1 protein-coding gene is annotated in these 713 nt (G+C 70.8%); it reads right to left on the bottom strand.

The features are described 5' to 3' along the window. Positions 1-689 (bottom strand): condensation domain-containing protein (locus G5C65_RS37985; RefSeq protein ID WP_241266360.1); only part of this gene is annotated, 689 nt, incomplete at its 3' end. Positions 690-713 lie beyond the last annotated feature (24 nt).

Here is a 713-nt window from a genome sequence, read left to right as displayed (position 1 = left end):
CCACCGAACTCCCCCAGCACCAACTCCCGCTCACCCTCGCCCAGGACGTCCACGAGGCCGACCGGCTTCTCGGGGTCGGCCACCAGCTCGCGGATCACCCGCACATAGCGGTCGGTGATGTCCTCGGCCGTCTTGCGGTCGAACAGGTCGGTGGCGTACTCCAGATAGCACCGCAGCCCCGCCCCGCCGGGGTCCGAGAAGTAGTTGAACTCCAGGTCGAACTTCGCCGTCGGGGTGGACAGCACCTCCAGCCGGCCGGTGAGGCCGGGGATGTCCAGGTCGATCCAGGCGTCGTCGTCCCAGGTGAACATCGTCTGGAACAGCGGGTGGTAGGCGGTGGAGCGCTCGGGGTTGAGCGCCTCCACCAGGCGCTCGAACGGGGCGTCCTGATTGTCGTACGCGGCCAGGGCCTTGTCCTGCACCTGGCCCAGCAGCCGGGTGAACGAGGGGCTGCCGGACAGGTCGGCGCGCAGCACCCAGGTGTTGACGAAGAAGCCGACCAGGTCCGCGAGGTCGTCGTCGGTGCGGCCCGCGATGGTGGAGCCGAGGGCGATGTCGTCGCCCGCGCCCAGGTGCTGGAGCGCGACCACCAGGGCCGCCTGGAGCACCATCGGGACCGTCACGTCCCGCTCGCGGGCGATCCGCTCGACCCCGGCCAGCAGCTCGGGGCCGATCGGGAAGTCCACCATGTCGCCGCGGTGGGAGGCCACGGG

Origin of the sequence: Streptomyces boncukensis (assembly GCF_011045075.1) — a bacterium.
Lineage (GTDB): Bacteria > Actinomycetota > Actinomycetes > Streptomycetales > Streptomycetaceae > Streptomyces > Streptomyces boncukensis.
Note: the sequence above shows the minus strand (reverse complement) of the source record. Positions and strands in the feature narration are given on the sequence as shown.